8 protein-coding genes are annotated in these 7204 nt (G+C 56.0%); 2 read left to right on the forward strand and 6 right to left on the reverse strand.

Annotated features, from left to right (window positions below; all coding sequences use genetic code 11):
• Window positions 1-47: 47 nt before the first annotated feature.
• The 4 genes from WCJ41_RS19275 to ftsE all read right to left on the reverse strand — a co-directional run bounded on the left by WCJ41_RS19275 (window position 48) and on the right by ftsE (window position 4488).
• Window positions 48-2153 carry an adenosylcobalamin-dependent ribonucleoside-diphosphate reductase gene (locus tag WCJ41_RS19275; protein WP_336907463.1) on the reverse strand — a complete coding sequence of 702 codons (2106 nt, stop codon included), beginning with the start codon at window positions 2151-2153 and terminating at the stop codon, window positions 48-50.
• A 72-nt stretch (window positions 2154-2225) separates the two neighbouring features.
• Entirely contained in the window at window positions 2226-2948 is a 723-nt protein-coding gene (locus tag WCJ41_RS19280) for a lysophospholipid acyltransferase family protein (protein ID WP_336907464.1), read from the reverse strand.
• Complete coding sequence (locus tag WCJ41_RS19285; RefSeq protein WP_336907465.1) at window positions 2945-3835, reverse strand: hypothetical protein; 891 nt, start codon at window positions 3833-3835, stop codon at window positions 2945-2947. Before WCJ41_RS19285 ends, WCJ41_RS19280 begins: the two co-directional genes overlap by 4 nt.
• A complete protein-coding gene (gene ftsE / locus WCJ41_RS19290) occupies window positions 3832-4488 on the reverse strand; it encodes a cell division ATP-binding protein FtsE (RefSeq protein ID WP_336907466.1) in 657 nt (218 codons plus the stop codon). The genes WCJ41_RS19285 and ftsE overlap by 4 nt, the downstream gene beginning before the upstream one ends.
• A gap of 200 nt (window positions 4489-4688) precedes the next feature.
• Here ftsE and WCJ41_RS19295 point away from each other — a divergent pair, with 200 nt between their 5' ends.
• Both WCJ41_RS19295 and hpt read left to right on the forward strand, forming a co-directional pair.
• Window positions 4689-5321 carry a hypothetical protein gene (locus tag WCJ41_RS19295; protein WP_336907467.1) on the forward strand — a complete coding sequence of 211 codons (633 nt, stop codon included), beginning with the start codon at window positions 4689-4691 and terminating at the stop codon, window positions 5319-5321.
• Window positions 5318-5881, forward strand: a complete 564-nt coding sequence (hpt, locus tag WCJ41_RS19300; RefSeq protein ID WP_336907468.1) for a hypoxanthine phosphoribosyltransferase — start codon at window positions 5318-5320, stop codon at window positions 5879-5881. Before WCJ41_RS19295 ends, hpt begins: the two co-directional genes overlap by 4 nt.
• On the opposite strand, the gene WCJ41_RS19305 is transcribed toward hpt, so the two are convergent.
• Window positions 5873-6073 carry a hypothetical protein gene (locus WCJ41_RS19305; protein ID WP_336907469.1) on the reverse strand — a complete coding sequence of 67 codons (201 nt, stop codon included), beginning with the start codon at window positions 6071-6073 and terminating at the stop codon, window positions 5873-5875. The two genes, hpt and WCJ41_RS19305, sit on opposite strands and share 9 nt — an antisense overlap.
• Window positions 6074-6552: 479 nt before the next feature.
• On the reverse strand, window positions 6553-7032 hold the full coding sequence (locus WCJ41_RS19310) for a hypothetical protein (RefSeq protein WP_336907470.1): 480 nt from the start codon (window positions 7030-7032) through the stop codon (window positions 6553-6555).
• Window positions 7033-7204: the final 172 nt, after the last annotated feature.

The raw sequence follows: 7204 nt of genomic DNA on the forward strand, positions 1-7204 counted from the left end.
ACCCACCAACGACAAGCAATTGAATTTATTCGGTTTTTAACCGGACACTAGTGAAAGCCGGTATCGATCATATGCCGCTCTATAATGCCACCAATGGCAGCCAATAGACTCGGTATATAGCGTCCACCCATCCACTGCCCGCCGCGCGGGTCAAAAACTGCTTTCAGCTCCTCAACGACGAAGGAGACATCGCCTCCGCGCCTGAACACCGCCGATATCATGCGCGTCAGTGCAACGGTCCACGCATAGTGCTCCATGTTTTTCGAGTTTATGAAGATCTCGAAGGGTCTGCGATCCCCACTCTCTATGACGTCGTTGATCGTGATGTAGATCGCATGGTCGGACTCTGGCCAGCGCAGCTTGTAAGTCATGCCAGGCAACACCTCTTCCCGCTCCAAGGGTTGCTGATCCTCCCCGGCTGCAACGCTCGTCGTCAGTGACTTGCTAGACATAACGGAGCCCGTCACGGTGTTTGGGCGGTAGGTCGTGCAACCCTTTAGACCAAGATCATAGGCTTCCTCATAGATACCCTTGAATCTCTCGAAGGGAAAGTCCTCCGGGATATTGATGGTTTTGGAAATAGCGCTGTCGACATGCTGCTGTATCGCTGCTTGCATGACGAGATGGGCAGATGGTGACAGTTGCTCTGCGGTGATGAAGCTTGATGGAAGCTGCGCATCAGCACCATGCCTCTGCCAATAGAGCATTGCCGCATAGTCAGTCATCGCTACAATTCGGTGACTACCGTCAGCTTGTAACACCTTACGCTCGTAGCGTGTACTGAAGATCGGTTCAATGCCGCTTGAGACATTCCCCGCAATGAGTGAGATCGTGCCAGTGGGAGCTATGGATGTGAGCAACCCATTCCGCAGACCGTGCCTCGTGATGTTACTTCGCAACTCTTCACCAAGCTTGGATGCGTGTCCGGTTGCACCAAAGCGGTCCGGATCAAAGAGCGGAAATGGTCCCCGCTCCTCAGCCAGCTTTATACTGGATTTGTAAGCGGCGGTCTCAATGAGCGCCATCCACTGACGCGCCGCCTCAGCCGCCTCCACGGTTCCATAAGTCAACCCACACATCGCCAATGCATCTGCCAGACCTGTAATTCCAAGCCCAATACGTCGCTTGGCAAGTGCTTCCGCGCGTTGCTCCGGCAGTGGATAATTCGAGATGTCGATGACATTATCCAAGAATCTGACGGCAATTGCCGTGGTCTTGCGGAGGTCCCCTTGTTGGATATGGGCACCATCCTCAAATGGTCTCGACACGAAGCGTGTAAGGTTCAGCGAGCCGAGCAGACAGGCTCCATACGGCGGCAATGGCTGTTCGCCGCATGGATTTGTTGCGCTGATGGTCTCGCAGTAGGAAAGGTTGTTCTCGGCGTTGACACGATCGATAAAGATAACGCCAGGTTCGGCAAAGCCATACGTTGACTTCATGATCTGATCCCACAACTGGGCAGCAGCAACAGTTCGGAAGGTTCGCCCCTCGAAGACCAATGGCCAGTCCGCCCCTGACTTAACAGCTGCCATGAAGGCATCGGTTACCAAAACCGAGAGATTGAAATTCCGCAGTCTACCGATCTGTTGCTTGGCGGTGATGAAAGTCTCAATATCGGGATGGTCACAACGCATGTTGCCCATCATTGCGCCTCGCCGTGTTCCGGCGGACATGATGGTCTTGCACATGGCGTCCCACACATCCATGAAACTGATTGGGCCGGATGCATCCGCACCGACACCCGTGACAGGCGCGCCACGCGGTCGAAGGGTCGAGAAATCATGCCCGATACCACCGCCCTGTTGCATTGTGAGGGCCGCTTCCTTGAGCTGGGAGAATATACCGTCGAGCGTGTCCGGTATGCGGCCCATCACGAAGCAATTGAATAACGTCACCTGACGGCCGGTTCCTGCCCCTGCCAAGATTCGGCCAGCCGGCAAAAATTGATAGTCATCGAGAATTCGATAGAAGCTGTCTGCCCATACCAGGCGATCGTCAACGTGTTCGGCTGCAGCAACTGCGTGCGCCACGCGTCGCCAGCTATCTTCTATTCTGCCTTCCTGCGACGACCCATCCGCAGGACTGTAGCGGTACTTCATGGCCCAAATTTCACGCGCAATCGGGTCGAGGTCAGGTTGAGCGGGGTTATCCATTGCAGAACCTCCGGTTACAGCCAGTGTAATCCGGAGTGGCGCGGGAGTCGAGTGTTTGTTCCCGTTTTGTACCTAAAGCGCGCCACGACCTTCATCGACGAGACGCTTGGTCTCGGTTTCGATGGATGTTTCGAGTCGCAACTGGAAGTGCTTCCGGTTAAGTCCTGGAGGTATCGGTTCAAGGAAAGTGATTACGATGGTGCCCGGGCGGCGAAGAAATTGGCGGCGCGGCCAGAACAGTCCCGAATTGAGGGCAAAGGGCACACACGGCACGTCGAGTTTGCCATAAAGAGCGGCCGCGCCAGGCTTATAGTCGGGCGGATCATCGGGCGAGCGTCGCGTGCCCTCCGGCATGATAACGACCTGCCGGCCCATCGCGACCGCCTGCTCCGCCGCACCGATCAACGAGCGAAGCGCTTGTGTGCCAGCGGCGCGCTCGACGGGAATCATGCAGAACTTGTAGATGAACCAACCGAAGAAGGGGATGTAGGTCAACTCCTTCTTAAGCACTATTGCCGGGTCGTCGAGCAGTGGGAGGATGGCGAAAGTCTCCCAGAACGACTGATGCTTGCCGGCCACGAGACATGCACCTTCGGGGACATGATGCTGCCCTCTCACCTCCATTCGGATTCCAGCAATGACCCTTAGCCAGAACAGCGAGGACTTGGCCCATACCTGCAAAGCCCTGACGGACCATTTGCGTGGCGTGAAATAGAAGCCTGATCCAAGCAACATGAAGAGCGCGAGGTTTATATAGAACACAACGTTGAACAGTGCCGAGCGAAGGTAGATCACGTGATGACCCCCAAGCGACGCATCAGCGTGACGCGCGCCGTGATGAGGCAGATGAGTGTGGCCGCGATCGGAACGGCAAACAGAAACCCATAGCTCCAGATCGCTATGCTGGGTGCGGAAAACAAAAGGCCCCGGCTCGCCGCAGCGACACCACTTTCACTTCCGCCGCCCAACAATCCCAGGAGCAGGAAAGTAAAGAGTCCGAGGCCGACCCCGATGAAGCCGGACAGTAGCCCCGTGCGGAGGAAGCGCCCATCGATCTGCCGGGCGATGTAGCTGTCTCGCGCACCGACGAGATGCAAGAGATCAACGATGTGACGGTTTGCCTGCAGCACGGCGCGCGTTGCGAAAACCACTATCGCCACTGCTGAAATTGAAATCAGGAGCAGGATTGCATAAGAGACCGCCGATAGTGCACGCGCCATGCGGGTCAACTCCGCCTCCCATTTCTGGTGTGTGTCGAGCCTTGCCCCCTTCACCTGCGAGAGTTCACTCTCAAGAGCGGCAACATCCGGCGGGTGATCTATGTCGGAGACCACGCGGATCAAGCGTGGCACCGGCAAACCCTCGAGAGAGCGTGTCCCGAGCCAAGGCTCCAGAAGTTTTGCACCCTCGCTCTCGTCGAGTACATCTGCTTCAAGAATGCCAGGAAATGCGGCGACGATTCCGCGTGCCTTCTCCACTTCCGTCGTGATGTCCGCATCGCGCACCACGCGGACCTGCACCGTCATCTCCCTGGCTAGCCCGCTCGTCCAGCTCGATACGGCGCGATCCACGATGATCAATGCGCCAATGGCGAGACATGCGAGATAGCACATCACTGCCATTGTGACGGTGAGAGAAGTCAGAGACGCGGCGGTGGCGGGTATGATGGCACCAGGCTTCATTGCAGGTTCAGCGCCCCTTGCTCGAGGTGCAATACCGGCCTTTCAGCCTGGCGAACAAGACCCTTGTCATGCGTCGCGATCAGCATGGTGGTTCCAAGACGGTTCAGCTCGAGAAACAGGTGCAGCAACCGCTTCGCCAGCACGGGATCCACGTTGCCCGTCGGTTCGTCGGCAAGCAGTAGCTGCGGCTTGGCGATGACTGCCCGTGCGATTGCTGCGCGCTGTTTCTCACCACCGGAAAGAACCGGAGGCAGGTCTGAAGACTTCTCCGCGAGACCAACCCAGTCGAGGAGGTCCATCACGTCACGGCGGTAGGATGCTTCAGATTTGCCGGCAACGCGCAACGGCAGTGCCACATTGTCATAGGTGGAGAGATGATCGAGGAGGCGGAATTCCTGGAATACAACGCCGATACGTCGGCGGATGGGAGGCAGCTTGCCATGGCTAAGGTTGCTCACGTCCTCGCCGAAAATGCGCAATGTTCCTCGCGTTGGACGCAATGCTAGGAACAGCAACTTGAGCAAAGACGACTTGCCCGCCCCTGATGGCCCGGTGAGAAAATAGAAGTCACCTGTGTGGACGGCAAAACTTACGTCGCGCAGGATTTCTGGCCCATCGCCGTATCTGAGACCAACGTTCTCAAGCCGCAGCACAGGCCAATACCCCCTCTCGCTTCCCACCTCTTAAACCATTCGAGTTTTAACGAGGCATTAACCACGCCGAACAATAAATGTAACCTTATATTGAAATTCAATCCGTTTTGGATCGAGAAGCTCTCATGATTGTCCGATGTCCTGCCTGTCTGACACGCCGTGACACACCGTCGATTGAAAACGAGGGAGCGACAACACTGGTGGACTGCGCCCAGTGCGGCCACGAGTGGATCAAGGGGATCTCCTTGCCCTTGTTGCCCGAGTTGAACACAACCGCAATCGCCACCATTTTGCCCGGTCCGCGCGAGCCAGATACCCGACAGCTCCTGGAAGCCGCGCGTGGCGCCCGAATCGAGTTCAAAGGATTGCGCAAGGTCAGGCGGGTTCGAATGGCGGCATGGAGTGGTCTTTTCACATTGGCTCTGACCCCGCTAGCCGCCGCGGCGGTCTTTCCGGAACAGGTCGTCGCCACCTTTCCTTCCACGATCAGGGCTTATGATTGGTTCGGGCTGGCCGTGAATATCTATGGGCTGGAAATACGGCAGGTGGATCTTCAGCATATCATCGTAGATGGAAGGAAGGTGATCGCAGTCAAAGGCGAACTTGCCAACACCTCCTCGATCGTCCGCAAGATCCCTTGGCTTCGGTTTGGGCTCCGATCAAAAGATAATGCCGAGGTGTATCACTGGACACTCGATACCGAGGTGCGTCCCCTGAAACCCGGAGAAAGCACCAGTTTCGTGACCAGGCTGGCATCTCCTCCCGAAGCTGCGCGAAACCTCGAAATTCGGTTTGCCCGGGCCGATGAAATCAGCTCAAATAATGAACCATGAGCGAAATCAACATTGACGGTCACCGCATCGGCGTCCTCTTCAGCGAAGAGGAAATTGCCGCTCGGGTGAAAGCAATTGCGGTGGACATAGCGGCACGTAAGCCCGCCAATCTGCTCGTCGTACCCATCCTCAAGGGCAGCTTCGTCTTTGCCGCTGATCTGATTCGCGCGATGCATCATGCCGGCCTCTCGCCTGAAGTCGATTTCATGATTTTGTCGAGCTATCGCAAATCAACTAAGTCGTCTGGCCAAGTTACAGTCTTGCGCGATATTGAAACGGATGTAGGTGGCCGTGACGTGTTGTTGATCGATGATATTCTCGAATCAGGACGGACGCTTGCTTTCGCCAAGGATCTTCTCGCAGCCCGCGGTGCCCGTGCGACTTACACGGCCGTCTTGTTGAACAAGCCTGGCCACTTAGCGGCACATATCTCTGCTGACTTTGAAGGTTTCAAGTGCCCCGACAAGTTCGTGGTTGGCTATGGCATGGACATGGCACATCAATTCCGTGAGTTACCGTTTGTTGGCCATGTCATCGCGGCACAGGGAACCTCAGCTTAGGCTCGCCCCTATCAGGAATCCAGCTGCGGCGACCAACGCACCGAGCGCAAACCCGACCAGCAACACAGAAAAACAACGCCCGGATTCCAGTTCCCTGTGGTTTTCCCGCATATGCAAAGCCGCGTGCACGGCGAAGGATTCCAATTCCTCCCGTGGCAAAAGCTTAATGGCCATGAATGCCTTTTCTTCCATGTCCCGATCCTATTCCGGGACAGTCGAGCAATTGGCATGCCAGCTTTCATGTCATGAGCGCCGTAGCCACGACAAAAATTCCACACAGCACCACCCAACCTACCAACTTCGACATCATGGAAGCACGTCGAACCCGAAGCCCAAAATCCATGGGTACCCCTCCAAGGTCCAAGCTGGAAGGTGTGAAGACCTCGGGCCTCAATGATGTCAGTGAAACGGCGTCCTGCGTGGCATAGCGACTAGGCAAAGGCTTGGAAACTTTGAGAGTTCCTGCCAAATCAAGGTGAAGCGATGTGGAAAATACACCGACCCACATCTGTCGTGGCGGCGCATCTCCCGAGCGTTCCATGAAATCTCTCAGGAGAAGAGGTTGGTCTGCCAGGCGCATCAACTCTCGTATACGGTCCTCCGGTTGGGCGCATCTTGCCGCCGATCCGGCAAGCTCCTTCAGCAAAGTTGCCAAATCCGTTGCAGAAGGCTCAGTTTTCGCCACCGTCGCCACTTATCCAGTTGGTCCGGATGTCTTCTTTTCTTACAAAATTCAATTGCTGGAAGAGAACCTGGCGCACCAACTTCATACCAAGTCGCCGGTTTGCCTCTTCACTGATGGAATCGGTCAAATTGTCGAGGTCATCTGTCTTGAGGTGACGAAAGTCGATGCCAGTACTGGTAAAAATTACGCGGAATGCGGCGTCCTTAATATATGGCATCGGGTCCAACTTCATCTGTTCCAGCACCGCCCGATCGGCTGCAAAGGAAAGCTGCAAGATGACATAGCCCGCAACATCGCCACCACGGATGATCGGTATGCTGGCAAGCTCGGACGTCAGCTCCTCGACCCCGAGGTCCTCATTCTGATCAGCACTTTCTCGGCCGGGCACTCCGAGGTAGACAGAAGCGAGTGTGGCACTTGCTGTGACGGCGATTATCCATATCCCCACGACCACAAGCTTCAACATGGATCAACGCCGCGCGTGCGCTCCACGATCCCGTGAGTAGGTGCCGTCCGAGTCAGCATCCCGAAGGCCTGCCACAATGATGTCGCTGACCTCGCCAACAGCCGTGATGTGATGTTTCAAAAGAGTTGAATTCCTCTTCAAGACCTCCGAGAGTCGTTGCAACATGGGGTGA

The organism is Aestuariivirga sp. (assembly GCF_037139295.1).
In the GTDB taxonomy this organism is placed as follows: domain Bacteria; phylum Pseudomonadota; class Alphaproteobacteria; order Rhizobiales; family Aestuariivirgaceae; genus Aestuariivirga.

Coding starts and splice junctions, on each gene's coding strand:
- WCJ41_RS19275 (WP_336907463.1), bottom strand. CDS start 2,153: ATGGATAACCCCGCTCAACCTGACCTCGACCCGATTGCGCGTGAAATT.
- WCJ41_RS19285 (WP_336907465.1), bottom strand. CDS start 3,835: ATGAAGCCTGGTGCCATCATACCCGCCACCGCCGCGTCTCTGACTTCT.
- hpt (WP_336907468.1), top strand. CDS start 5,318: ATGAGCGAAATCAACATTGACGGTCACCGCATCGGCGTCCTCTTCAGC.
- WCJ41_RS19305 (WP_336907469.1), bottom strand. CDS start 6,073: ATGGAAGAAAAGGCATTCATGGCCATTAAGCTTTTGCCACGGGAGGAA.
- WCJ41_RS19310 (WP_336907470.1), bottom strand. CDS start 7,032: ATGTTGAAGCTTGTGGTCGTGGGGATATGGATAATCGCCGTCACAGCA.